The organism is Biostraticola tofi (assembly GCF_004343195.1).
GTDB lineage: Bacteria > Pseudomonadota > Gammaproteobacteria > Enterobacterales > Enterobacteriaceae > Biostraticola > Biostraticola tofi.
On sequence record NZ_SMCR01000010.1, the window covers coordinates 39,059 to 64,525 of the forward strand.

Below are 25,467 nucleotides of genomic sequence, written 5' to 3' on the forward strand. Positions count from 1 at the left end.
TGAAAATGCGACTAAACTAAGATGACTCCCGGTTTTATTTCCTTAGAAAAATTTTAATGGAGTGATCATATGAATAACCCTGAGACCCCGTCAGCCGTTAGCCCTCCGGACGCCAATACTCTTTCATTGACGGACAGATACTGGCGAGCGGCTAATTATCTCTCTGTCGGCCAAATTTACCTGCTCGACAACCCACTGCTGCGTGAACCTCTTAAACCTGAACATATTAAGCCACGCCTGCTGGGGCACTGGGGCACCACGCCGGGACTCAATTTTATCTATGTCCACCTCAATCGAATTATTCGTGCCCGTGATCTAAACCTGATTTATATCTGCGGCCCAGGCCATGGCGGCCCGGGCATGGTAGCCAATACTTGGCTTGAAGGCAGCTACAGCGAGATTTACCCGGATATCGGCAACGATGCCGAAGGCATGCGCAAACTCTTTCGTCAGTTCTCATTTCCGGGAGGGATCCCAAGCCATGCCGCCCCAGAAACGCCGGGCTCTATCAATGAGGGCGGTGAACTTGGCTATGGGCTGGTACATGCTTATGGCGCAGTATTCGACAACCCTGACCTTATCGCCGCCTGCGTTATCGGTGACGGTGAAGCCGAAACCGGCCCCTTGGCTGCCAGTTGGCATTCAACTAAATTTATAAACCCGGCCAGGGACGGTGCGGTACTGCCGATACTGCATCTGAACGGTTATAAAATTGCCAATCCTACGCTGCTGGCCCGCACGAGTGATGAGGATTTGGAACAGCTATTTCGCGGATATGGTTACCTCCCACTATTTGTCGAGGGCGATGACCCGGCGATAATGCATCAGGATATGGCTATCGCCTGCGATAAGGCATTCGATCATATACATAACATTCAGCGCCAGGCGCGTGAGCAAACAGCACAGACAGGCGTCCCGCAGTGGCCGCTTATCATTCTGCGCAGTCCTAAAGGCTGGACTGGGCCAAAGGAAGTCGATGGCAAGATGACGGAAAACTTCTGGCGCTCCCATCAGGTGCCGGTTGCTGAATGCCGTGAGGATGATGGCCATCGGCATATTCTGGAACAATGGCTGCGCAGCTATCGGCCGGAGGAATTGTTCGATGATTCTGGCTGCCTGAAAGACGAGCTTCGCCGGCTGGCGCCGGAGGGAGAAAGGCGCATGGGGGCTAATCCTCATGCCAATGGCGGCCTGCTGCGAAAGCCGCTGCGCCTGCCGCCAATTGCCGATTACGCGGTTAAAATCTGCAGACGCGGCGAAGTTCAGGCGCAGTCGACCGCTGTCCTGGCCGCCTATCTGCGGGATATTTTCACGCTGAATGAAGAACAGGCACACTTTCGCCTGTTCGGTCCGGATGAAACCGCATCAAACCGGTTGAGTCGGGTGTTCGAAGCCACGAGTCGGGTAACGATGCAGGAGATCCGCTCTTACGATGAACAACTATCCCACAGCGGGAGGGTGATGGAGGTTCTCAGCGAGCATCTCTGCCAGGGCTGGCTGGAGGGATACCTGCTGACCGGTCGGCACGGGCTATTTACCTGTTATGAAGCTTTTATACATATTGTAGATTCAATGTTCAATCAGCATGCCAAATGGCTGAAGGTGAGCCGCAAGCTGGCGTGGCGTCAGCCTATATCTTCCCTTAACTATCTGCTTTCTTCTCATGTCTGGCGGCAGGATCATAACGGTTACAGCCATCAGGATCCCGGTTTTGTCGATCTGGTAGCCAACAAAAAAGCGGATGTAGTGCGCATTTATCTACCGCCTGATGCCAACACCCTGCTGTGGGTAGGTGATCATTGCCTCAACACCTATGACCGTATCAATGTCATCATTGCCGGCAAACAGCCCGAGCCACAGTGGCTGACGATGGAAGAAGCGATAGCGCATTGCGAGGCAGGGATGGGCATCTGGCCGTGGGCCGGGAATGAGCATGACAGCGAGCACGGTCCTGATGTGGTGATGGCCTGTGCAGGCGACGTGCCGACCATGGAGACGCTGGCCGCCGTCGAGCTGCTGCGTCAGCATCTTCCCGAACTGACCGTCAGGGTTGTCAACGTGGTCGACATTATGGCGCTGCAGTCCAGCGACCAACATCCACATGGCTACCAGAACGCTGAATTCGATCAATTGTTTACGACCGATCGTCCGGTTATTTTCGCCTGGCACGGCTACCCTGCACTGATCCATCGGCTGACGTACAAACGGCGTAACCACGCCAACCTACACGTGCATGGTTTTATGGAAGAAGGCACCACAACTACCCCGTTTGATATGACGGTGCTCAATCAGGTAGACCGGTACCATCTGGCCCTGGCTGCCCTTCATCACGTGACGGAGCTGCGCGGGAATGCCAAAGCTGACCAACTGGCCAGATTGCTTGAACAGAAACTGGAGCAGCACTACCATCATGTGCGTGAATTTGGCGATGATCTGCCGGAGGTCCGCGACTGGACCTGGCAGGCGATAAATCAAAAGACTGCTGGATAAAGCGTCTGGATAAGGACTACACGCCAAACTGCATCAGGGCTCTGAACCGGATCTCAGGGCCTTGGCACAGCGCATTAATCGTAATTTGCCGACTCGCTGTGCAATGTCTAGAGAATCGCTGCGCTAAGGCAGCACAGGTAGCCAAAACGCAGCTACTGGCCAAACACCTCAGGTAACCTGACTGCACATTATTTGCCGTCGCGCCAGTAGTGGCGGGACCAGCGTCGGGCTTTAGACCCATTACGCCAGGGAGTCATCAGATATTCCAACAATATGACCAGCAGGAAGCTAAGCACGCCGAGTAATGCCAGAAAACCGATGGCCGAGAAGGTACCGGCGGTATTCAGTCGTGAATTAGCCTGCAGCAGATAGGCACCCAGCCCGCCGCTGGTTGATGCGGTCCATTCGCCGATGACCGCACCGGTCACGCTGAACGTGGCTGAAAGCTTAAGCGCCGAAAACAGCGGTGTATAGGTGGCGGGAAGTTTTACATGACGAAATATACTTAATCTGGACCCGCCCATGGATTTCACCAGATTGAGCATATCGCGATCAACCGAGTTAAGACCGTCCAGAACATTAACCACTACCGGGAAAAAAACCACCAGCGCAACGATGACCAGCTTGGGCGCCAGACCGAAGCCCAGCCAGATGGTCAGGGCGGCGGAAATGGCAATAACCGGCACCGCTTGGCTGGCGATAAGGATCGGGTAAAGCACACCACGCACCCACGGGGTGGCATCCATTATCACAGCAAAGACAAAGCCTGCCATCGCCCCTAGTACAAACCCCAACAGGAAGGTCAGGAAGGTTATTCGAAATCCTTCCCACAATACCGGCAGATCAGAAAGCACATGAGCCCAGGTCAACTGAGGGGATGGCAGGACATAGGCAGGAATCTGATAAATCCTCACCGCCAAATCCCACACGAGCAGTATAATCGCCAGCGCCACAACCGGGCCGCCGACAGGGAGCAGAAGCTTACGAATGAAGGACATTGAGCAGGGATTCCTGTGTGTCTGTATGGGTATAGACCAAGTCGAGAATCTGGCGTTTGATGTTGATAAACTCAGGGCTGGTTAGACAGGATAAAGGCCTTGGGCGCGGAATATCCACCTTGATTATTTCGCGCACGCGGCCGGGTCGGGGCGTCATTACGACTACCCGATCGGCCAGCAATATCGCTTCATCAGTATCATGGGTGATAAAGATAACCGTTCTTTTCTGTTCAGCCCATACCGTCAGCAACCACTGCTGCATTGAAAGGCGGGTCTGGGAATCGAGGGCGCCGAAAGGCTCATCCAGCAGCATCACCTCATGCTGCATCGCCAGAGTACGCATCAGGGCGACGCGCTGACGCATACCGCCGGACAGCGCTGAAGGATAATGGTTAATAAACTCACCAATGCCGTAACGCTTGGCCAGAGCAACCGCGGCGGCACGCTGATCCCGGGTCGCCCCACCGGTAAGCACCGCACCCAGCACGATATTATCAATAACCGTCATCCATGGCAGCAGCAAATCTTTTTGCAGCATGTAGCCCACGTGACCACTGCGGCCGGTGATATCCTGGCCATCGATCATTATCTTACCGCTGTCCGGGGCAAGCACCCCGGAGATCAGGTTGAACAAGGTACTTTTACCGCAGCCTGAGGGGCCGACCACACAAATAAATTCTCCGTCATCAACCGTCAGATCGGTCGGCGCCAATGCCGTCAACTCACCAAACTGGCGACTGACGTTCTGAATGGATAACTTGGGTAATGCCATGTCAAGCCTCATTGACTCATGATTTAATTTGCCAGGCTACTGCGTTACAATCCCAGACAAAGCGCGAATTCATCGGCCGGCATGGGCTTGCCGAACAAAAAGCCCTGAGCCTCCTTGCAGCCTTTGCGTTTAAGGCTCTCATACTGTTCAATGCTTTCAACACCTTCGGCAATAACCTCTAGTTTGAAACTGGCCCCAAGGTAAAGAATAGCACGCACTATAGCGGCATCTGAGGGGGAGTTACACATAGCCCTGACAAAGGTCTGATCAATTTTAAGTCGGGTTACCGGATAGTTTTTCAGCATGCTGAGCGAAGCATAACCGGTACCATAGTCATCAAAGGCAATACCCACGCCTTCCTCGCGCAACTCATTCAAGGGGCGCAGCATATTCTCGTCATAGCTCAAGATGATATTTTCGGTGATCTCAAGCTCCAGTGCCTCCGGCGCCAGACCACATTCCGCCAGTATACTGTGAACCTGGTGAGCCAGATTTCCGGTTTTAAACTGCACGCTGAAGAGGTTCACGCCGATGCGAAAATCAGTGACGCCTGCGTTGCGCCACGCGGCCGCCTGCCGACAGGCGGTGCGGATCACCCATTCACCCACGCGTTCCGCCCAAGGGCCCGAATCCAGCGCGGCCAGAAAGGCGCCAGGCCCGAGCAGCCCTTTCTCCGGGTGATGCCACCTCAGCAACGCCTCGGCCCCGATGATGGCATTATCAGACAGACGGACCTGCGGCTGATAATAAAGCTCGAATTCTTGCTCGGCATAAGCTCGGGCAAGCTGCGACTGATAGGAGCGTTTGGCCTGGGAAAGAGCCCGCAGCTCGCTGGTAAAAAAGCGGCGGCAATTGCGTCCTTCAGCCTTGGCTTGATAAAGCGCCAGGTCCGCACTGGTCAACAGTTCCTGAATAGTGATGCCATGCAGCGGGTAGAGAACAATACCGATACTGGCTCCAATGGAAATCTGCTGCCCTTCTACCGAGGTTATTTTAGCGATATTATCAATCAGCGCATCAGCGATTTCCGCGGCGCGGCGCGGATCATTCATGGTGGGCAATACCAGAGCGAACTCGTCTCCGCCCATCCGGGCGACAATATCGCCGGTGCGTACCCCGGTCCTCAGTCTTTCCGCCACGCTGACCAGCACCGCATCGCCGCCGGCATGGCCAAGGCTATCGTTGACATCCTTGAAGCCATCAAGATCCACCAGCATGATGGTGGCGGCTTTTTCATCGCGCAGCACTTGCTCCAGGCTGTTTGACAGCAATGTACGATTGGCAAGACCGGTCAGGTGGTCCATATGGGCCAGTCTGAACAGTCTCTCTTCATTGTGACGGCGGCTGGTGATATTGCGCAGGATGGCGCCAAAGCTGACCTGCTGGTTTTCCACCCACATAGAACCAGAGAGTTCCACCGGCAGGAAAAGGCCATCCTTGGATTTCACCATCAACTCCATGGTACCCGCTTCGATACGCTCTTCCCGCGTACCGGCCATTTGGTGCATTTCATCAATAATGGCATCAGGCAGGATAAGGCTCAGATCACATCCGACGATTTCCTCGCTGGTATAACCGAGCATCTTCCGCGCAGCCTGATTCCAGAAAGTGACGAGGCCCTGTTCGTTGCTGCAGATAATCGCGTCTGGCGAAGTCTGCGCTATATTTTCAAAGCGATTCTGACTGGCGGACCGTGCCAGCTCAAGCCGGCGCATTTCGAGTTTATCCATTACCAACGCCGCCAGATCCTTCATATTGCGTCTGTCGGCAGCACTCAGCCCGGAATGGGGTTTGCGATCGATGATGCACAGCGTACCCAGCGCATAGCCTGAGGGGGACAGTAGCGGAATACCTGCATAAAAGCGTATATGGGGGTCGCCAGTCACCAAAGGGTTATCTCTGAACAGGGGATCTTCATGGGTATCGGCAATGACCATAATATCGTCTTGCCTGATAGCATAAGCGCAAAATGAGATATCACGGGACGTCTCACAGGAAGCCGTGCCCAAACTGGCCGCAAACAACTGCCGTTCTGACTCAACCAGAGATATTAACACGATCGGCACATTGAAAATGTTGGCCGTGAGATTAATGAGCCGGTTGAACGTCTCCTCATTCAATGGCGCGTCGATGCCATATTCGTCCAGAATTGCCAGACGTCTGGTTTCGGCCATGTCAGAAGAATTTGGGCTCATTGATGCCTCTTCATAAGGGACGGTGCTAGGAAATTAGGATGATATCGGTATCGCGCCGCGAGGCTTGCAGCGAAGACTCCATCATATAACTTTTTTTTGGCTAACCGATAGCGGATGCTGCTGCCTGCTGCCTGCTGCCTGCTGCCTGCTGCCTGCTGCCTGCTGCCTGCCGCCTGATAAATCATAGATGGATTATCAGCACATTATAGTCGACACTGCAGGCTAATGCAGCAAAGCGCCTGCCTGATAAGGGAGGCAGACATCAGCCATGGGACTGTGAATTCAATTAATGTCATGCTAATTTTGTAGGGTAATCGATCATATGGATCATTTGTTTTGAACCACTGCCAGCCAAGATGAAAACAGATCCCTACGCACCGCGGGAATGGTTGCCCCATGAAAAACCGGTAATTCCAGGTTCTCCATCAACCCCTTATCACCCGACGTCTAAACGCATCGCTTATGGCCTGGTAGGCATTCTGGTCTCTATCACCGGGGGGTTGGGAAATGCACTGGTGACGGCAAACCTGACCAACCTGCAGGGATCGTTTAGCGCCTATTCGAATGAAATTGCCTGGCTGCCCGCGGTCTATATGATGACCAATGTCTCAATCAACCTGCTGCTGGTTAAATTTCGCCAGCAGTATGGCCTGCGGGTCTTTACCGAAGCTTTTCTGGTGCTGTATGTGCTGGTGACCTTTTTTCACCTGTTCGTCAACGATCTCAATTCGGCGCTGTTTGTCAGGGCAGCCCACGGTATGGTCGGCGCGGCGCTCAGTTCGTTGTCAATCTATTATCAAATTCAGGCATTTCCGGCCCGACATCGGCTCAAGGCGCTAACCATCGGTATTGGTACCGCCCAGTTAGCGATTCCACTGGCGCGATTATTTTCGACTGAATTGCTGGAGCTTGAAGAGTGGCGCGGTCTTTATCTGTTTGAGTTAGGCTTGGCACTGTTGTCGTTGGCCGGCGTACTGCTGCTCAAACTACCGCCTAGCGATCGAAACAAGGTGTTCGAAAAAAAGGACTTCATCACCTTCATCCTGATGGCGCCGGGCATGGCGCTGGTTTGCGGCGTTTTATCACTGGGCAGAATCGACTGGTGGTTTTCAGCGCCATGGATTGGCATTTCCCTGGCTATCGCCCTGACACTGATTATCGCCGCCATCGTATTTGAACATCATCGCACCAATCCCCTGCTCAATACCCGCTGGCTGAGCAGCGGCAGCATCGTGCGCCTCGGGTTGATTATGTTGCTGATAAGAATAGTGCTCGCCGAACAGAATACTGGCGCAATAGCCTACCTGCAGCAGATTGGCCTGCTCAATGATCAATTGCGCGGCCTGTCGATAGCCATTTTGCTGGGGATGCTGGCAGGTCTAGCCAGCAGTGCGCTGACCATTAACCCGAAAAAGCTCAGCCAGCCGATCATCATAGCGCTGGTGCTGATGATCTTCGCTTCGCTGCTGGATGCGCAGTCAAACAGTTTGACTCGTCCGGAAAACCTCTACTTCAGTCAGTTTCTGCTGGGCTTCGGCGGTGCCTTTTTTCTGACGCCGGCAATGCTGGCCGGTATCGGCGGCGTGATTGCCGATCCCAGGAATCTGGTCAGCTTCTCGGTGCTGTTCGGCATGAGCCAGAACCTCGGCGGCCTACTGGGCTCGGCCCTGTTGGGCACCTTCCAGGTGGTGCGGGAGAAATACCACTCCAGCCAGCTCACTGAGCAACTCACATTGCAAAACCCACTGGTGGCCGAGCGGGTAAACAGCTATTCCGCCGCCTATGCCGGCGTACTAAACGACAGCGCACTCACCGCCACTCAGGGGATGGCCCAATTGCAGGCTCTGGCTACCCGTGAAGCCAATACCTTAGCGTATAATGATGTATACATGCTGACTGCGGCTATCGCCTTGATGACGCTGGTATGGATTCTATGGCGGCTGTTCCGTTTGCGAATGCAGGCCAGACAACAGCAACGGCAGGTGTCTAAAGAGGTCCGACAAAATGAAGGCAGTACAAAGGCGACAACCGTGACGGAGGGTGAATGAGTCAACAAGGGAACACTCAGGTGCCGGAGAAGGAAAAAAGCAGCAATATTCGTATCCTGACGATTTTGGTTTCGGTCGCCATTGCAGTGGTTGGCGTTCTGGTGATCCTTTATGCCTGGCAGTTACCTCCTTTCACCCGTCAGGTTCAATCGACCGATAATGCTTATGTGCGTGGCCAGGTAACGGTCATCAGCCCTCAGCTGAACGGCTATGTCGTCCAGGTCAATGTACAGGATTTCGCTACGGTGCATCAGGGAGATGTACTGATGACCATTGACCAACGTATCTACAGCCAGCGCGTCCATCAAGCCGAAGCCCAACTGGCGATGAAAAAAGCTGCCCTGGCCAACAATATCCAGCAGCGACTCAGTAGTGAGGCAGCGCTGGCGCGCAACCAGGCAGCGGTGACCAATGCCAAGGCGCAGGCTGAAAAAGCCCGACTTGATTTGAGACGAGTGGAAGATCTGGTGTCTGACGGATCATTATCCCTGCGCGAGCGTGATGCAGCCAGGGCGAGCTATAGCCAGGCACAGGCTGATGTTGCCCAAGCCACGGCCTCGCTGCAAATGGCGCGTCAGGATATCCAAACGGTCGTGGTCAACCGGGCCTCGCTTCAGGCTGATGTCGCCAATGCCCAGGCCGCGCTTGAGCTGGCACAAATCGATTTGGCCAACACCAGAATCATTGCACCTCGCGATGGCCAGCTGGGACAGATTTCCGTCAGGGAAGGAGCTTATGTCAATGCCGGCACCCATTTGACCTCCCTGGTGCCGGACCAGATGTGGGTAATAGCCAATATGAAGGAAACGCAAATGGCGGCAATTCGTCTGGGCCAGCAAGCGAACTTTACCGTCGATGCCCTGGATAATGCTCATTTCAACGGTGTGGTGGAGAGTATATCACCGGCGACCGGCTCAGAATTCAGTGCCATATCGGCGGATAATGCAACCGGCAATTTTGTCAAAATTTCCCAACGTATTCCGGTTCGTATCGCTATTGAAAAAGACGATCGCCAGCAATATCAGCGCCTACGCCCAGGTATGTCGGTAGAGGTCGGTATCGATACCGCCAGTGATGGTCGCGATGTGGGATCAAAGCCGTGAAGCCTATGCCTCCCCAATATTTACCTGCCGGCGGCCTGGTCTTGGTTATGCTGCTGGCCGCCTGTCATCAGTCCGATGAACCGATTGCACCCGATCGCCTGATGATCCCGGCAGCCTGGCGTCAGCAAGTCGGCCCGGCCTCAGCAATCGAATCTGGCTGGTGGCGGGGCTTCAATGACCCGGTCTTGAGCGCACTGGTTCAGCAAGCGCTACGCAATAATGACGATATCCTGACCGCCCGCTCACGGGTGTACGAATATCAGGCCCGCTTGCGCGCCATTGAGGGTGACCGACTGCCCACCCTGGAGACGGGGATCAACGGCACTCGCGCACGGGTGGTTTCGTCCGCGACCGGCCAGCCAATTCATACTACAGTGTATCAAGGCACCCTGCAGTCCAGCTATGACGTCGATATCTGGGGCAGGCAGCGTTATGGCGCCGTTGCTGCCCGGGCCACACTTGAAGCTCAGCAAGCCGCCGCCGCCGCTGCGGTACTGAGCGTTGCTTCCTCGGTGGCGTCGGGTTACCTGACTCTTCATTCCCTGTTTCAGCAGTTAGAACTGACGCGCGCGACGCTCGAATCGCGCGCCAATTCATTGAAGTTGGCACGGCGACAGTTTGAAACCGGTTATTCATCCCGTCTGGAGTGGGTACAGTCCGAAGCGGAATATCAATCCGCACGCGGGCAGATACCGGTGTTGCAACATCAGATAACTGAACAGGAAAACGCGCTCAGTATCCTGTTGGGCACTAACCCACAGGCCCTCTATCGCGGCAAGACAGCAGACCGGCTTAGGCCGTTGCCACTGCCATCGGTGTTGCCTTCAGAGCTATTGCGTAGACGCCCTGATATCGTCCAGGCTGAACGTCAACTGGTCGCGGCGGACGCTACGCTCAGCGCATCCCGAGCCAGTCTGCTGCCATCGTTAAATCTGACTGCTTCCGGTACCCTGCAGGACTCGGCGCTGGAAAACCTGATTGACAATCCTCTCAGACTCTGGAGCATCGGCGGCAGCATCCTGGCGCCGATCCTCAATCGTCAGGGTCTTAATGCACAGGTGGATATCTCTACCGCCGGGCGAAATCAAGCGCTGTATAACTATGAAAAAGTGGTGCGCACCGCCTTTGGCGAAGTCAATAACAGTATCGATGCCATTCAGCGCCTGCAGGAGCAGCTTACCGAACTGGAGAAACAGCAGGAGGTGGTGCAGGACGCCCTGCGGATAGCCCATAATCGTTATGTTAATGGTTATGCCTCTTACCTGGAGGAACTGGATGCACAGCGATCGCTCTATAGCATTCAGCAGAATGTCATCCAGTTAAAAAACAACCTGCTGCTGGCCCAGATTGACCTTTATCGATCGCTTGGCGGAGGCTGGCAGGCGCCACCGACCACCAGCGGCAATTGAGAAGCCGCTTGTTGGACGTCTACTCACAGGGTGGGACATGGCTGACGCTGGTGTATAGACAGGCTACTTTTTCAGCGGCTGAGAAGGATCAACCGGATTGGGCAGGAAATCGCTGTAACGCTCCAGTAGCTTAAGCGTGACGCCGTTGGTCCAGCCGAAGCCATCCTGCAAAGGATATTCACCGCCGCCGCCGCCGCCCAGCCCATTGCCATCCACCACGTATTTTTCCACCAGCTTATGCTGATTATCAAACAGGCGCTGAACATTGCCCAGGAAGCTCAGGGCGATATCCCGAGCAAGGGTCTCGTCGCCGTAATTGCGAAACCCCTCAACCGCTACCCACTGCAGGGGAGCCCAACCGTTGGGCGCATCCCATTGCTGGCCGGACACATTGAGAGTGGTCATCAGGCCTCCCTCTTTGAGCAAGTGCGTCCGGACCACCTCGCTGATACGCGCAGCGCGTTCTGGGGTGGCAATCTGGGTATAGAGAGGGAAAACCATTGCCGCCGTCAGATGATCACGCAGCTTGCCATGCTGCCAGTCATAGTCAGAGTAATAGCCGGCCGCTTCATCCCAGAGGTGGTCGTTCACGGCTTTACGTCGCCGCTCGGCAAGCTGGCTGTACTCGCTGGCGGCCGGCTGATCGCCTGCCAGCACGCTGACTTTGGCCAGGATATGTTCTACCTGATACATCAGCGCATTAAGGTCAACCGGCAGAATTTCGGTGGTGCGTATGGAGGACAGTTCCATCGGATCGTCAAACCAGCGCGAGCTGTAATCCCAGCCGGACGCAGCTCCTGCGCGCAAGTCGCGATACACTTTTGCAGCGGGGCGATGGCTGGCTTCACCGGCGGTGATGATGTCGTCCAGATAAGATTCAGTGCGCGGCGTATCGTAATCATCCCAATAGCGATTAAGCAATGCGCCGTCAGACATACAAACCACCCGGTCACTGGCCTCGCCCGGCTTAAGGCCGGCTGAGTTCTTCATCCAGTAGCCGTACTCCCTTTTGATTTGCGGCAGGTATTTCAAAAATACCTGCTCACCCTCTCTTGAGGCTAGCAAGTCCACCATTAACGCAAAAAATGGGGGTTGGGAACGCGTCAGATAATAGCTGCGATTGCCGTTGGGGATAAGTCCATAGAGATCGATTTCGTGTGCAAAGTTATCAGTCATTTGCTGGACGACGTCCCACTTGTCGCTTTCCGCCAGTCCAAGCATGGTGAAGTAACTATCCCAATAATAAGCTTCGCGAAAACGGCCGCCCGGCACCACATAATCATGGGGCAGCGCCAGCAACGAGTCATAGGGCCTTACCGTAGAAGTGTTGCGCATCAGCACCGGCCATAGAGTATGAATGTGCTCACGCAGGCTCTGCCCGGCAGGGGGCACGTATTTCACCCGGTCTGTTGGAAAAATAAAATTTTTGTCGACGAAACGACGCAATTTGAAGTTCTTCCGCCGCTTCTTGAACTGATAATCCGCGATGATAAGTGCAGGTTCCCGGCGTGGAACCGCATCGGCGAAGGTTTTCTGATCAGCAAAAAGTTTGGCGGTTTGCACATCAATATACAGTTGTCCCAAAAGCTCATCCGGTGCCTGAAAACCATGGCTCTGTGCTTTATTTTTCGTTTTTTTCAGCGGATATGACAGGCCAGAAGCGGCAGTGAGCGCCATCCCGAGGGATAGAAAACTTTTCCAGGTCCACCGGAAAGGGCGTGTAATCATAGGCTGTTCTCCTTTTGCTATACGCTGTTAAAAATGCGCCCGACTGATAACTATAGCCATAGATAGCCTGCCTTGAGCACCTTTGTCATATTTGGTGACGATATTTCGAAAGGGATCCCAGTGCATGCCCGTTTGAGAGGGTTTAAGAGAAATCGGAAATATTTCACAGCCAGTTGCATTACGCTCGATTTAATCATGTAAATTAATCGTAAAATATCATTAACTGCCTTATTACATTACGGTGGATATATTATCAGAAATAACAGCGAAAATACATTTAGTGTCGGCTTTTACAGTGGCTTTTATTCATCGCCAAAGCATAAGACATAACTGTGATATCACGCAGATATTTAATGTTGTGACCTTTTTCAAGCAGTGAAAATATTATGATCATCCCACATTGAATAAGGCTAACATCATGGCGAACAGAATGATTCTTAATCAGACTTCCTACTTTGGCAGGGGGGCTATTGCCCATATTATCGACGAGGTCAAGGCGCGTGGATATCGTAAAGCGCTGGTCGTCACTGACAAAGACCTGATCCGCTTTGAGGTGGCAACGAAAGTGACTGATTTACTCCGCCAGGCAGGTCTTGATTTCACGCTGTTTGACCAGGTCGTTCCAAACCCGACTATTTCTGTGGTCAAGGCCGGTGTGGAAGCCTGCAAAGCATCGGCTGCCGATTATCTGATCGCCATCGGCGGCGGTTCGCCGCAGGATACCAGCAAAGCCATCGGCATCATCAGCTCCAATCCTGAATATGCCGATGTGAGAAGCCTGGAAGGCATTGCTCCCACCCGCAACCCATGCCTGCCGATCCTGGCAATCCCTACCACCGCCGGTACCGCAGCCGAAGTAACCATCAATTATGTGATAACTGATGAAGAGCATCGCCGCAAATTTGTCTGCGTCGATCCGCACGATATCCCGCTGGTCGCCATCATTGATCCCGATATGATGAGCAGCATGCCTTCATCGCTTAAAGCGGCAACCGGTATCGATGCCCTGACCCACGCTATTGAAGGTTACACCACTCGGGCCGCCTGGGAATTGACCGATATGTTTCATCTCAAGGCTATTGAAATCATTTCCCGCTCTCTCAGGGCATCGGTCAACGGCGACCCCCAGGGCGTCGAGGACATGGCGCTGGGTCAGTACATCGCGGGCATGGGGTTCTCGAATGTCGGGCTGGGACTGGTTCATGGCATGGCCCACCCGCTGGGCGCATTTTATGATACGCCCCATGGCGTGGCCAACGCAGTGTTACTGCCGCTCATCATGGCCTTCAATGCATCGTGCACCGGTGAAAAATTCAGGGATATTGCGCTGGCAATGGGGGTGAAGGACGCTCACGCCATGGAACTGAATGAAGCGCGTCAGGCGGCAATCGACGCTGTCAAACTGCTCTGCCGCGAAGTGGGAATTCCGGCCACTTTACATCAGATCGGGGTGAAAGAGCAGGATATTCCCGCCTTGGCTGAGGCCGCATTTGCCGATGTCTGTACCGGCGGCAATCCGCGTCAAGCGTCAGTGAAGGATATTGAAGCACTGTATAGCGCCATCTTTTAAGCCGCCGCAGGCGCAATAGTAAGACAGCGAGCAACGGAGGATATTGGCTATATTCTCGGTTGCTCGCCAGGCCGACAGAAAGAGTTAACGCAAGTCGTAGCGCTGGCTGAGTTCACTGACCCGCTGCCAGACTTCGGACGGGATGTAAACCGGGGTATTCTCGCATTCCACCGTACTGTACAACGATTCAACATCGCTGCCAGAAATTTGCCCTTCGGCTGGCCTGTCGGTAAGGACAAACAACAGACGCATGATACTGTCAATAATCATCTGTAGCTCCTGAATGTTCGAGCGATATGGGTGTAGCTGCCCTCAGTAGAGCAGCATTGATGGCCTGCCTGGTAAATGACCTTAGCGCCCTTATGTGACACTGAGAATATCGTTATAAACGTAAACCCCCAATACGAGAAGTATGTTTTCTTTCTAAGCATAGATTTTTTTGTTTTGTTTACGTTTATTAACATATTCAGCTGCGAACAAACACTCCCCAGATCAACCCTATAGCCTCATTCCTCCCGCTTGCTTGGTGCGATTTTTCATCCTTGGGGAGGCGATTGGGGCATGAGTTTCTATAACGCCGCCAAGGGCACTATCACCAATTTTACCCGTTCCCTGGCCATGGATCACGGACGGGATGGGGTGCGCGTCAATGCGGTCTGCCCTACCCTGACCTTCACGGAAATGACCGGCGATATGAAAGAGGACACCCAGCTGATGGGGAAATTTATGGAGCGGATCCCCCTGGGTCGCGGCGGGGAACCAGAAGATATTGCAGATGTCATCGCCTTTCTGGCAAGCGAAGATGCCCGTTTTATCACCGGGGTCAATCTTCCGGTAGATGGCGGTTTGTCTGCTTCAAATGGTCAGCCTCCCCAAGCCTGATATCTGTATCAACTGCGGTGCGACCGCAGACCGGTATGGCGGCGCAGTATTCACCAGGGAGTGGTACGATCATATTCGCGCTTTATCGGCAAAAAAAGGCGCCCAAGGGCGCCATGTTAGTATTAATGCTGTCAGCAATGCCGTTTTCAGGCCTGCAGACTTTCAATATAGCTGCCCAGGGCTTGGTCCTGGCAGTTAGCAGAGAAATATTCTTTGAATTTGGGGCCGCTGATCGCACCTTTCAGCAAGTCCTGATCCAAATCTTTCAGAATCGAAATCAAATCCCGATAAGAAACAGCCTTAACCGCATCGAGGATTTTCTTGTTACGCTGCTCAGGGACTACGCGGTCTTTCGGGTAGCCCTGGCCGCTTTCGGCTTCAAAAAGTTTTTCAAAGATATACTGCAGGTTCAGCTCTGCGCCCCAGCCAAAGCCTTTGGCAAAAGGTAAGGAAATGGCATTCCCATCATTGATCTGTGCAAACATGTAGCCGTCTGAAGGGTCTATAACCAAACCGCAGATGACGCCAGGGAAAGAGTTGCAGGCAAGCATGGCACCGGCACCGGTACCGCAGCCGGTCACTACGTAGTCGACAGCGCCACTGTTAAGCAGAATAGCGGCCAGGATGCCGTTCTGGACATAGGTCAGTGAATGACTGTCGTCAGCGGAATACATGCCATAGTTGAACACCTGGTGGCCCATCGGTTCAACGATTTTGGTCAGAGATGCGGCAATAAGCTCGTTCTTTGCTGCTTGGCTGTTTTCATTGATCAGCGCGATTTTCATGTTTTTACTCCGTAATGATAGATGTTCAGTATACGCGAAGGATGCTCGGCTATTGCCTAACGGGCAAGCCAGCCGCCATCGACCGCAATGGTGTAGCCATTGATATAGTCAGAAGCCCGACTTGCCAGAAATACCGCCGGTCCCTTCATATCATCGGGTTCGCCCCAGCGGCCGGCTGGAATACGCCCCAGGATCTCTTGATGGCGTTGTTCATCAGAGCGAAGTTGGTCTGTATTATTGGTGGCCATATAACCTGGGGCAATGGCGTTGACATTGATACCCTTAGCGGCCCATTCATTGGCCAGCAACCGTGTCACGCCCAGCACGCCGCTTTTGGATGCGGTATAAGAAGGCACCCTTATCCCTCCCTGATAAGACAGCAGGGAAGCGATATTAATGATTTTACCGCCCTCACCCTGACGGATGAACTCACGGGCGACTGCCTGGGACATGAAAAACAGCGTCTTGATATTGACGTTCATCACATCGTCCCAGTCCTGCTCGGTAAAATCCAAGGCATCAGTCCGCCGGATGATGCCGGCATTGTTGACTAAAATATCGATTTTGCCACAGGCGGCGACAGCCTGACTGATGATGCCCGGGATGACCGCTACCGAACCAAGCTCGGCGCGGATACTGACAAATTTTCGTCCCAAGGCCGAAACCTGCTGGGCAGTCTGCTCGGGCTCACTGCGGTTGACCCCAATGATATCGCAGCCTGCTTCTGCCAGTCCGACAGCGATAGCCTGCCCCAGCCCGGTGTTGCAGCCGGTAATCAGTGCAACCTTGCCCGTCAAGGCGAACGAATCCAGCACGTTATTTTTCAATCCCATAGATCCAACATCAGTCCAAAAGACAATTGTTACATTATAGTTAAATCAGTTTGATAATTCAATAATAATGAAATATCGTTTTAAATATTATTCTAATCCATCCCGACGTTAAAAAAACCTACCCGGATCACGTCTGAATAAAAAACGCTTAGCTGCATTTCATGACGATAAGCAGACCTAAGAGGCAGGAAGACAGAGAGGCTGGGGTAAATGCAAGGCCGTTGGAAAGTTCGTGGCTGAAACTGAATAAGCGCCGACAGCTAAAACGCGCCGCGTCAGCTGGGCGCAATGCCAGCTCATATTCACTTTCTGAGAGCGCACATCATTTGAAATTAAATAGTTTTAGGATTTAGAATATCAAACCGCCTGTCGGTGAATAACATTAAAATAACAACGGCCACTATCAGTGTAGTTTAAAAAGGGATTACGCCAGTAAAACCGCTGACATTTTGTGACCAAAAACCAGCGGCAGTGCTGCGTCTCGGCTTGATAAAACCCGGTGCCGCCATTGAAATTTTATTCTCATAATAATGTGAGCATGATCAAACTATTCTGTCCAAAATGTGATGAATGTCTCTAATGCCTAATCAATTCACATGACTTCCATCACAATATCTACTTCATAGCTGCGACAACGCTCTCGATTTCACCGGTTATTCTCATAATATCTGGTTTCATATTTGAAATGCATTTTCAAAGTTGGAAGCAAGTGTCTAGTATAACTGCCTGAGGGGTACGTGCTTATTTTGTTGATCGACAGTCAGACGCCAGAGATTCAAGCCGTTGCGGGTCCATCATGATCCGCAAGGCATCCGGATGGGCATCGGGGGCCTGAATCAGCCAGTTGTCCAGCTTTTCGGCACATCGGCAAGCGCTGGAGATCTGCTGAGCCTGCAACAGGAGCAAGCGGCCAGCTTCATCGCCGTATTGACCACTATACAGGTGATTGCTGATAAGTTGCCTCACCTGGCTGAACACCTGCGTATACCAGTTAGCGCGTTCCCAGGCGGCAACCAGCGTAGCGCCTAATTCAGGCGGCAGAATCCCGCTTTGCTGCAAATCCCTGGCCTGTTTTTGCAGATGGCGGGCTAGAAATTCGGACTGTTGCTGCTCGATGCTGATCAGTTCTCGCTGCTCCAGGCCCTTGGAGGGCGAAGAGGCCGGAAATAGCGGTTGGTAAGACTGAGTCCAGTTGGCGCTGCGATTATCAGCATGGAGCAATCGCTGGGCACTGTTTATATCAGAGGGCAGTTGGCTGTGCTGATGCATCATTCGCCCCAGCAGATACGGCGTGCGGCACATCCAGTCATGGCTACTGAAATAAAGCTGATGTATTGCCTGGCGCTGCGGTGAACCTGAAGGCCTGATGTCTTTAGCATACAACCAGTCATCCAGCAGGCTGACTGCGCTAACGGGCCGTTCACTGCTGAGCATCAGCGCCAGGCCAAACAGATTGATGTCATTAACCGAATCGGAAAGTGGACAATTGTTTATCCATTCCCAGCTGATACGCACGGTAACCGCCTCAAGGTCATCACCTATAACCGACTGAACCCAACTGAGGCGGCCCTGGATTTCATCAATTAACAGGCAGGGCAGCAGGGTCCAGCCATAGTCGATGCCCCATAAGTCGATATCTATCCAGACCTTGCGCTGCTCAAAAGCGCCGATAACCGGATTGTTGGCAAATCCCGGCCGATAATCGGTTGCAGTGGCTTTGACCGAAGCCCGCACGTCCGGCGGCAGCTCGGCAAGTGTGGTCGGCAATTGCCGCCGAGGCCAGCTGTCATCGGTATAGTCGCGCAGCACCATCTTCTGCTGATGATCACGCAGATAACGGTGAAACAGCTTCAGTGGCGCCGTCCATTGCGCCTGATGAAAAACCGGCGTCTGCAGGCTGAGGATAATGCCATCTATCAGCGGTAGCTGGGACAGCGATTCAGTCACCACATCCCGGTAGAAGTAGAGTAGAAAATTTTCGCCGGCAGCGGCGTCCTGGGTAAAAGAGAACTCCGGGAATTTATGTTCCAGCGTGCCGTCTTCCGGAAAAGCCTCACCCTGCAGCCAGAAGGTCAATCGTTGCTCGCGGCAGTAACGGCTTACGCGCTGCAGATAAAGCAGCGCCTGTTCGCGCTCATGGTTGAGATTGGTTTTATCCGCCCCCTGATAATAACGAGAGGGCTTTGCCAGCAAGGCCAGGATATTTTGCTGATGAATAATAAGACCAGTGAACCGGTGCTTTTTTATCAGCGCCATGATGTCGAGAAAATGCGACCAGTGCCAAATTAACGGAGTGTTTACTTCGAGCATTCGTTGCGGCACGGCATTTTCTCTGTAGTTAAGTGAGGGGGAATACGCCTGACAGCGATATTAAGCCTCCTGTATTGACTGTCAATATTGCTGTTTCAATTTTGTTAAATGGAGAAATTTTTAATGAAAAAGTTCGCTATTGTCGGCACTGGAGGCCGGGCTGGGTTATACCTGACCGCACTGGCAAGCCACTATAAACAGACGTGCTGCTTCGTCGCCCTTTGTGATACCAACCACACTCGAATGCAGTATGCCAACCGACTGATCGCTGCCGAAGGACATCAGGAAGTGCCGATGTATCCTGCCGGTGAATTCGAGAAGATGATTGTCGATACCCAGCCCGATCAGGTCATCGTGACATCAATTGATCGCACCCACCACGCTTACATCATCCGAGCTCTGGAGCTGGGTTGCGATGTGATAAGTGAAAAACCCATGACCATTGATGAAGAAAAGTGCCAGGAGATCATTGATGCCGTCAAGCGCACCGGCAGAAAACTGCGCATCGCCTTTAATTACCGTTATGCCCCGCACCATAGCAAAATCCGGGAATTACTGGCATCAGGCACTATTGGAGAGGTGTTTTCCGTCCATTTTGAGTGGCTGCTCAATACCCAGCACGGGGCCGACTATTTTCGTCGCTGGCATCGAGACAAACGTAACAGCGGCGGATTGCTGGTCCATAAATCCACCCATCACTTCGATCTGGTGAATTTTTGGCTCAACACTGAACCCGTAACAGTTTACGCTCAGGGCGATCTGCGTTTTTACGGCAGAGCCAATGCGGAAAACCGCGGGGTTACCGAGTTTTATCCCCGTGCCTGGCAGCATCCTGCAGCAAAAGACGATCCCTTTGCCCTTCATATGGAACAAAGCCCGTCCCTGACGGCGCTTTATCTTGAGGCCGAGCATGAGGATGCCTATTATCGCGATAAAAGCGTGTTCGATGATGGTATCAATATAGAAGACGTAATGGGTGTAATGGTGCGCTATCGAAACAAAGCGATTCTCACCTACTCCCTGAATGCTTATCAGCCCTGGGAAGGATTGAACGTGGTGTTTAATGGCAGTAAAGGCCGCCTGGAAATGAAACTGGTTGAACGTTCTTATGTGAACGGCGGGGGCGAAAAGGAAGATGAGGGTGCGACCGACAGCTGCGATATTCGGGTCTTCCCGCTGTTCGCTCCTGATTACCGGGTGGCAGTGGATTTCCTGGCCGGCGGTCATGGCGGCGGAGACCAGGTAATGCTTGATGACCTGTTTGGTAGCCCGGCGCCGGATCCCCTCAATCGTGCTGCAGATTACCGAGATGGAGCGATGTCGATTCTGACCGGTATTGCCGCCAACCGATCGATTCGCACCGAGTTACCGGTCCAGGTAGCGGCTTTGAAGGTAAAACTATAGGTTATGGCAGATCGGGCTACACTGATTTACTGTGGTAAATGTTCCATTAAATAAAAAGGTAGCCTGATATGTCTCGATTTTTTATGAATGACCGCGCCAGTATCGTCAGTGATGCGATTGAAGGAACTATCATCAGTTCGCCGTTTCGCAATCTGGTCAGGCTTGAGGTAGATGCCTTTATCCGCGTAGTGATGCGCAGTGACTGGGATAAAAAGCAGGTAGCGGTGATTTCAGGCGGCGGATCAGGGCATGAACCCGCTCATGTCGGGTTTGTCGGTAAAGGGATGCTAACCGCAGCGGTATGTGGCGATATCTTTGCGTCTCCAAGCGTTGATGCGGTACTGAATGCTATCGTGGCGGTGACCGGAGAACCCGGCTGCCTGCTGATTGTAAAAAATTATACCGGCGACCGGCTGAACTTCGGCCTGGCGGCGGAAAAAGCGAAAGCCATGGGCTATTCGGTCGAGTTGGTGATGGTATCGGATGATATTTCTTTGCCGGACAATAAACAGCCGCGAGGTATTGCCGGCACGGCGTTCGTCCATAAAATAGCCGGCTGGGCTGCGGCTCAAGGGTATCCACTGTCCCAAGTAACCGACATCGCACGCCAGGCAATTAGCAACACCGCCAGCATTGGCGTTGCAATGCAAGCCTGCCATCTGCCAGGGGATGAAGGTGAAGGCCGCGCCATCGAAACCGGTCATGTGGAGCTGGGCCTGGGTATTCATGGGGAACCCGGCTCGACCGTGCTGGATACCGATAATAGTCGCCAGATAATGGCCATCATGGTGGAAAAACTGTTGTCCCACCTGCCGGAGCAGGGCGAACTGGCGGTACTGGTGAACAATCTCGGTGGTGTTTCGCCATTGGAAATGAGCCTGTTGACCCGAGAGCTGGCCCATTCCACGCTGAGTTCCCGGCTGGCTTATCTTATCGGTCCTGCGCCGCTGATCAGTGCATTAGACATGAAAGGTTTTTCTCTTTCTGCCCTGGTGCTGGATGAAGAATTGCAGGCAGCGCTGCTGTCGCCGGTGGAAACCGCCGGTTGGCAAGCGGCGGTGCCATTCCTGCCGATGCCGACCCAGCCGGCAGACAAGCTAAAGCACCGCCTCCAGGTTAGCCCTTCAGATAACAAGTCCGTAGGGCAGGCGGTGGGAACCGTTACCCGCACACTTATCGATCTGGAGACCGAGCTCAATCGACTTGATGCACTGGTCGGCGATGGGGATACCGGCACCACCTTTGCTGCCGGCGCGCAGGAAATCGCCCGACAGCTAGAGGAGGGACAATTGCCCCTCGACCAGCTCGACAATCTGTTCAGTCTGGTTGGCGAACAGCTCGCTACAGTCATGGGGGGTTCCAGCGGCGTATTGATGTCGATTTTGTTTACCGCCGCTGGTAAGCAGGTCAGTGAAGGCCAGTCGACGACCCGGGCACTGCTGGGTGGACTGTCCCAAATGAAGCATTATGGCGGTGCTGATCTGGGAGACCGCACGCTGATAGACGCCCTGCAGCCGGCGCTGGAAGCGTTGGATCAAGGCGGCAACCTCAAGGCGGCGGCTGATGCGGCACGCCAGGGCGCAGAGTCGACTGCCCGTATGTCCGAGGCCAATGCCGGACGCTCGTCCTACCTGAACAGCGATAGTCTGTCAGGCAACAAAGATCCCGGTGCACTGGCAGTGGAAAAAGTTTTTGAACAACTGGCCTTGCTGGCCGGATAACAGAGTTTAACGCCCGGGGTGCATCAGAATCGGCACCTCGGCGGAAAATATGACTGTGCATGGCCCTGTAAAGGGCCGCTACTCTTCAAAACCAAAACGCTCAGACAATTCCCGGCGTAGATTATCCGATTGCTTGCCGAAAATCGCCTGCACTTCCTGGCCAATAACCACCACTCCTAGTGCACCCAGCTGCTGGATGGCGCCGGTATTTACTTTACCCAGGTCGCGTACCCTGACCCGTAAGCGGGTAATACAGGCATCCACACGGGTAATGTTTTCCTGCTCGCCCAATGCGCTGACCAATAAAGCCAAATCCGGATCTTTAGGTTCCAATGAGGCTTTATGCCTTAGCTTGGGGCTGAATTGGCGAACAAATTCTTTGATATTGACCATCTGATTTATCCGGTATCGATGCAGAGTAGGAATAGCGTCCATCCTAACGCGGCCCTGGCTGCGGATGAAGATCCGTTATGTGATGAAGCCCGTAACCTGGTTAATACAGCTATCGCGTCCATATTGATTGCAAACATGGCCATATCGTTGGTTAACCTACACATATCCGTGCTTATTTTATCCCCGTCAGCAGGTCGGCAGCGTTCGCACGCAACACAACCGATACCCGTTTTGTTATCCATTTCAATCTGGCGAAAGAAAATGTACTCCGGGTGGATTTGGGTGGAGACTTCCTGCAGAACTACACCCTCAGTTCAGTGCAGCCCCCCCCTGAATCTGCCACCATTCAAAATGGAGTGCTAACGCTCACCCAGCCAGTGGTACAGAAAGACAGCCGTTACAGTCTCTACATCACTGCCAAGCCCGAACATATGGGTTATTTTTCCAACTCCCTGGTTTCGCTGGATAACCAGGCATTGTCATTTAACCAACTGGTTTATCCCTAGGGCTAACACTATGGATATGGTAGTGCGTGCGGTATTTATTTATCTGCTGCTAATTGTAGTATTCAGGATCTCCGGACGAAGAACTCTGCTCGAAATGAACAGCTTCGACTTCATACTGCTGCTTATCATCAGCGAGGCGTGCCAGCAGGCCATTCTAGGAGAGGATTTTTCGCTGATTGGCGCGTCGATTTCCATAGTGACGCTGATCATAATGGATCTGATACTGTCGTTTCTGAAAGACAAATTTCACTTTGTCTGGCTGGCGGCTGATGGTCCGCCGTTATTATTGATAGATGATGGAAAACTACTGGCAATGCGCATGAAGAAAGCTAAGATCTCTGCCGACGATTTGCTGACCAGCGCCCGTAAATCAGATGGAATATTAACGCTGGATGAAATTCGCTATGCGATCCTTGAACAGAACGGCAAGATCACCATTATTCCTAAAAAAAGATAATTAATGCCGGGTCGCATGGTGAAAATAGCATCGCCTACTATAATTATCATTGTGAGTAAATAATATTCACAACATTATACCACTCATACCTTTCATAATTATGGTGAATTCGATGAATATCAAAACTCTGGAAGATCTTTTTATCCATGCCTTATCCGATGTCTACAGCGCAGAAAAACAAATCACTAAAGCGCTGCCCAAAATGGCCCGGGCAGCTACCGATCCGCAACTGGCCGAATCATTTAAAGAACATTTAGAACAGACCCACGGTCAGATTGAACGTTTGGATAAATTAGTGGAAGTAACTGAAGGCGTTAAAATTAAAAGAATGAAATGTATGGCGATGGAAGGCTTGGTAGAAGAAGGCCAGGAAATCATTGATTCTGTAGAAAAAGGCCCTGTATGCGACGCAGGACTCATTGGCGCTGCACAGAAAGTCGAGCATTATGAAATCGCTACTTACGGTACACTAAGTGCATTGGCAGGACTGCTGGGCTACACCGAAGCCAAGAGCTTATTGGAAGCGACTCTGCAGGAAGAAAAAGAAACAGATATTAAATTGTCAAAATTAGCTACCGCTAAGGTCAATACCAAAGCGAGCAAAAAATAATAACATAAGTGCATAAAAAGGTCCGGGCTATCGTCCGGGCCTTTTTATTAGACCATAAATGAAATTACCATCAACATGATGAACATTTGACACTTAGTCTCCAGCGCACTCAGTTAATCCCTCAGAATCGGAATCAACATGTCGGTGATTTTTAATAGGGAATTTGGGTTAATAATAATGGTATAAATATTCTATCCAGAGGTGTTCAAACCCGGACTTATATCGAGTTACGAGACTTATAATGCATGACACCCCTGCCTTTGCCTACAGTAAAAGTAAGGTATGCGTTTATGGGAACAATTCATGAAAAGAGGGATTTTTAACAAAAATAGCATTGCCTGCTGCCCGTAATCAATTACGGACAACAGATTGTATTAATAAACAGTCGGCTAAAGTTTAATATACCGACGCAGGCAACACATTATCGCTTGGCATCAGTGTGCGGCGCTTTGGATCGCGCCAGGAACTGCTGGGTAACATCCGGCAGGTTTTCCAAAAGCCAGGTTGCCATGGCCTTTTCCTGTTCCAGGATCTGTTCGAAAATACGCTGGCCTTCAGTATCGCCAACCGCCTTGGCGGTCGCAATCAAAGACGTATAGGAAGCGATTTCCAAATTCTCGAAAACATAGCCGCTGATTGCGCCCTTAACGACTTCATCGCTGGCAAACATACCGCCCATCGCCTGACCCATAGCGGCGACTTTGCCGGCGACATCTTTAAAGGTCGAAGATGACGAATCATAACGTTTGATCACGCTCTCAACCAAGCGCTGCTGCTCAATTGTTTCATTAATATGCTGTTTGATACGCGCTTCGAGAACAGGATAATGTTCTAACCGTTTGGCCATGCCCTTGAGCATGGTTTCAGCCTGCTCTTCCATTGCATGCGCATCGCGCAGCCAGTCGAGGTAGTTTTCGTGTAAGTCGGCCATAAAAATTATCCTCTGTATAGGGGTAGGATAGATAAGATTGATTTACGTATTTTTATTACATACTCGGTAATAAGAGTAGCCGTGTTTACGCTTATTTCCACTGTTACGGTAAAATATACCTTATAAAATTTGCTATAAATTGACCGCCCCAGTCAGATCACGGCGGGCTAGCGACACAAAACTAAACTGTTTTGCTGAGCACCTCGGCGTATAATCATCATATTAATTAATGTTTTAAAATACTTTATAGTTAGCAATATCGGCGCCTTCTGCATAATAAAGAGTGCCTTCAAACGTCATCCTTTCTCTGCAGGCCGTGGCA

At 52.4% G+C, this 25,467-nt stretch carries 20 protein-coding genes and 1 pseudogene; 11 read left to right on the forward strand and 10 right to left on the reverse strand.

Annotated elements, in window-relative coordinates; translation table 11 throughout:
• Nucleotides 1-69 precede the first annotated feature (69 nt).
• A complete protein-coding gene (locus tag EDC52_RS16595; protein ID WP_131866898.1) occupies nucleotides 70-2,490 on the forward strand; it encodes a phosphoketolase family protein in 2,421 nt (806 codons plus the stop codon).
• Nucleotides 2,491-2,678: 188 nt separating this feature from the next.
• Here the strand turns inward: EDC52_RS16595 and EDC52_RS16600 are convergent, their stop codons facing one another.
• The 3 genes from EDC52_RS16600 to EDC52_RS16610 are packed head-to-tail and all read right to left on the reverse strand — an operon-like array spanning nucleotide 2,679 to nucleotide 6,455.
• Nucleotides 2,679-3,488: an ABC transporter permease gene (locus EDC52_RS16600; protein WP_131866899.1), complete on the reverse strand. Its 810-nt coding sequence runs from the start codon at nucleotides 3,486-3,488 to the stop codon at nucleotides 2,679-2,681.
• Nucleotides 3,472-4,260: an ABC transporter ATP-binding protein gene (locus EDC52_RS16605; RefSeq protein WP_131866901.1), complete on the reverse strand. Its 789-nt coding sequence runs from the start codon at nucleotides 4,258-4,260 to the stop codon at nucleotides 3,472-3,474. The genes EDC52_RS16600 and EDC52_RS16605 overlap by 17 nt, the downstream gene beginning before the upstream one ends.
• A 44-nt stretch (nucleotides 4,261-4,304) precedes the next feature.
• Nucleotides 4,305-6,455, reverse strand: coding sequence for a putative bifunctional diguanylate cyclase/phosphodiesterase (locus EDC52_RS16610; protein ID WP_131866903.1), 2,151 nt, complete (start codon nucleotides 6,453-6,455; stop codon nucleotides 4,305-4,307).
• Nucleotides 6,456-6,811: 356 nt separating this feature from the next.
• Here EDC52_RS16610 and EDC52_RS16615 point away from each other — a divergent pair, with 356 nt between their 5' ends.
• The 3 genes from EDC52_RS16615 to EDC52_RS16625 are packed head-to-tail and all read left to right on the forward strand — an operon-like array spanning nucleotide 6,812 to nucleotide 11,015.
• The gene (locus EDC52_RS16615) at nucleotides 6,812-8,503 is read left to right on the forward strand and encodes an MFS transporter (protein ID WP_131866905.1); all 1,692 of its coding nucleotides are present in this window, start codon (nucleotides 6,812-6,814) and stop codon (nucleotides 8,501-8,503) included.
• Nucleotides 8,500-9,606: an HlyD family secretion protein gene (locus EDC52_RS16620; protein ID WP_131866907.1), complete on the forward strand. Its 1,107-nt coding sequence runs from the start codon at nucleotides 8,500-8,502 to the stop codon at nucleotides 9,604-9,606. The genes EDC52_RS16615 and EDC52_RS16620 overlap by 4 nt, the downstream gene beginning before the upstream one ends.
• A gap of 5 nt (nucleotides 9,607-9,611) precedes the next feature.
• On the forward strand, nucleotides 9,612-11,015 hold the full coding sequence (locus EDC52_RS16625; protein ID WP_196237775.1) for an efflux transporter outer membrane subunit: 1,404 nt from the start codon (nucleotides 9,612-9,614) through the stop codon (nucleotides 11,013-11,015).
• A 63-nt stretch (nucleotides 11,016-11,078) separates the two neighbouring features.
• Here EDC52_RS16625 and treA read toward each other — a convergent pair whose 3' ends face one another.
• On the reverse strand, nucleotides 11,079-12,743 hold the full coding sequence (treA, locus tag EDC52_RS16630; RefSeq protein WP_131866909.1) for an alpha,alpha-trehalase TreA: 1,665 nt from the start codon (nucleotides 12,741-12,743) through the stop codon (nucleotides 11,079-11,081).
• 418 nt (nucleotides 12,744-13,161) lie between these two features.
• Between treA and fucO the strand changes: the two genes are divergently transcribed.
• The gene (gene fucO, locus EDC52_RS16635; RefSeq protein ID WP_131866911.1) at nucleotides 13,162-14,313 is read left to right on the forward strand and encodes a lactaldehyde reductase; all 1,152 of its coding nucleotides are present in this window, start codon (nucleotides 13,162-13,164) and stop codon (nucleotides 14,311-14,313) included.
• A gap of 84 nt (nucleotides 14,314-14,397) precedes the next feature.
• Here fucO and EDC52_RS16640 read toward each other — a convergent pair whose 3' ends face one another.
• Nucleotides 14,398-14,583 (reverse strand): hypothetical protein, encoded by a 186-nt coding sequence (locus EDC52_RS16640; RefSeq protein ID WP_131866913.1) that lies wholly within the window; start codon nucleotides 14,581-14,583, stop codon nucleotides 14,398-14,400.
• A gap of 276 nt (nucleotides 14,584-14,859) precedes the next feature.
• Between EDC52_RS16640 and EDC52_RS16645 the strand changes: the two are divergent.
• A pseudogene (locus EDC52_RS16645) lies at nucleotides 14,860-15,195 on the forward strand (SDR family NAD(P)-dependent oxidoreductase); the annotation flags it as partial.
• 146 nt (nucleotides 15,196-15,341) lie between these two features.
• Here EDC52_RS16645 and EDC52_RS16650 read toward each other — a convergent pair.
• The 3 genes from EDC52_RS16650 to EDC52_RS16660 all read right to left on the reverse strand — a co-directional run bounded on the left by EDC52_RS16650 (nucleotide 15,342) and on the right by EDC52_RS16660 (nucleotide 19,135).
• Complete coding sequence (locus EDC52_RS16650; protein WP_131866915.1) at nucleotides 15,342-15,980, reverse strand: RpiB/LacA/LacB family sugar-phosphate isomerase; 639 nt, start codon at nucleotides 15,978-15,980, stop codon at nucleotides 15,342-15,344.
• A gap of 56 nt (nucleotides 15,981-16,036) precedes the next feature.
• On the reverse strand, nucleotides 16,037-16,813 hold the full coding sequence (kduD, locus tag EDC52_RS16655) for a 2-dehydro-3-deoxy-D-gluconate 5-dehydrogenase KduD (RefSeq protein WP_131866917.1): 777 nt from the start codon (nucleotides 16,811-16,813) through the stop codon (nucleotides 16,037-16,039).
• 741 nt (nucleotides 16,814-17,554) lie between these two features.
• Nucleotides 17,555-19,135: a hypothetical protein gene (locus tag EDC52_RS16660; protein WP_165911743.1), complete on the reverse strand. Its 1,581-nt coding sequence runs from the start codon at nucleotides 19,133-19,135 to the stop codon at nucleotides 17,555-17,557.
• Between the two features lie 111 nt (nucleotides 19,136-19,246).
• Between EDC52_RS16660 and EDC52_RS16665 the strand changes: the two genes are divergently transcribed.
• Nucleotides 19,247-20,527, forward strand: coding sequence for a Gfo/Idh/MocA family oxidoreductase (locus EDC52_RS16665; RefSeq protein ID WP_131866921.1), 1,281 nt, complete (start codon nucleotides 19,247-19,249; stop codon nucleotides 20,525-20,527).
• Between the two features lie 68 nt (nucleotides 20,528-20,595).
• Nucleotides 20,596-22,248: a dihydroxyacetone kinase subunit DhaK gene (locus EDC52_RS16670; RefSeq protein ID WP_131866923.1), complete on the forward strand. Its 1,653-nt coding sequence runs from the start codon at nucleotides 20,596-20,598 to the stop codon at nucleotides 22,246-22,248.
• A gap of 78 nt (nucleotides 22,249-22,326) precedes the next feature.
• Here the strand turns inward: EDC52_RS16670 and EDC52_RS16675 are convergent, their stop codons facing one another.
• Complete coding sequence (locus EDC52_RS16675; protein ID WP_131867033.1) at nucleotides 22,327-22,641, reverse strand: glucose PTS transporter subunit EIIB; 315 nt, start codon at nucleotides 22,639-22,641, stop codon at nucleotides 22,327-22,329.
• A gap of 272 nt (nucleotides 22,642-22,913) precedes the next feature.
• Between EDC52_RS16675 and EDC52_RS16680 the strand changes: the two genes are divergently transcribed.
• From EDC52_RS16680 to EDC52_RS16690, 3 genes are all read left to right on the forward strand, one after another.
• A complete protein-coding gene (locus tag EDC52_RS16680) occupies nucleotides 22,914-23,147 on the forward strand; it encodes a hypothetical protein (protein ID WP_131866925.1) in 234 nt (77 codons plus the stop codon).
• 10 nt (nucleotides 23,148-23,157) lie between these two features.
• Nucleotides 23,158-23,604 (forward strand): DUF421 domain-containing protein, encoded by a 447-nt coding sequence (locus EDC52_RS16685; protein WP_131866927.1) that lies wholly within the window; start codon nucleotides 23,158-23,160, stop codon nucleotides 23,602-23,604.
• A 112-nt stretch (nucleotides 23,605-23,716) separates the two neighbouring features.
• Complete coding sequence (locus EDC52_RS16690; RefSeq protein WP_131866929.1) at nucleotides 23,717-24,214, forward strand: YciE/YciF ferroxidase family protein; 498 nt, start codon at nucleotides 23,717-23,719, stop codon at nucleotides 24,212-24,214.
• Nucleotides 24,215-24,635: 421 nt separating this feature from the next.
• Here EDC52_RS16690 and EDC52_RS16695 read toward each other — a convergent pair whose 3' ends face one another.
• Complete coding sequence (locus EDC52_RS16695) at nucleotides 24,636-25,145, reverse strand: ferritin-like domain-containing protein (RefSeq protein ID WP_131866931.1); 510 nt, start codon at nucleotides 25,143-25,145, stop codon at nucleotides 24,636-24,638.
• Between the last annotated feature and the right edge of the window lie 322 nt (nucleotides 25,146-25,467).